This window comes from Flagellimonas olearia, from assembly GCF_009184425.1.
Lineage (GTDB): Bacteria > Bacteroidota > Bacteroidia > Flavobacteriales > Flavobacteriaceae > Flagellimonas > Flagellimonas olearia.
Genome location: NZ_WELG01000114.1, coordinates 1 through 354 on the forward strand (window position 1 = coordinate 1; position 354 = coordinate 354).

Annotated in this window: 1 pseudogene; it reads left to right on the plus strand. The window is 44.1% G+C overall.

The annotated features are described in order from the left end of the window. A pseudogene (locus F8C76_RS19965) lies at nucleotides 1–354 on the plus strand (transcription termination factor Rho); the annotation flags it as partial.

The window sequence follows — 354 nt, forward strand, 5'->3', positions numbered from 1 at the left end:
GTTTGATGGGAGTTTTTCAGACGGGCATAACGACACTTATGTCAGCCCTTCTCAAATCAGGCGTTTTGCTTTAAGGAATGGCGATATTGTTACCGGTCAAGTGCGATCCCCCAAAGACCAGGAAAAATACTACGCCCTTTTAAAAATAGAAGCCATCAATTATTTGCCTTCAGATGAGATTAAAAACCGCCCTTTATTTGACAATCTAACCCCCCTATTCCCTGATGAACCAATCAAATTAGAATACGAACCCACTAAAGTTACCGGCAGAATGCTAGATTTATTCAGCCCTGTGGGGAAAGGTCAAAGGGCTTTGATCGTCGCGCCACCAAGGACTGGGAAAACGGAGCTGAT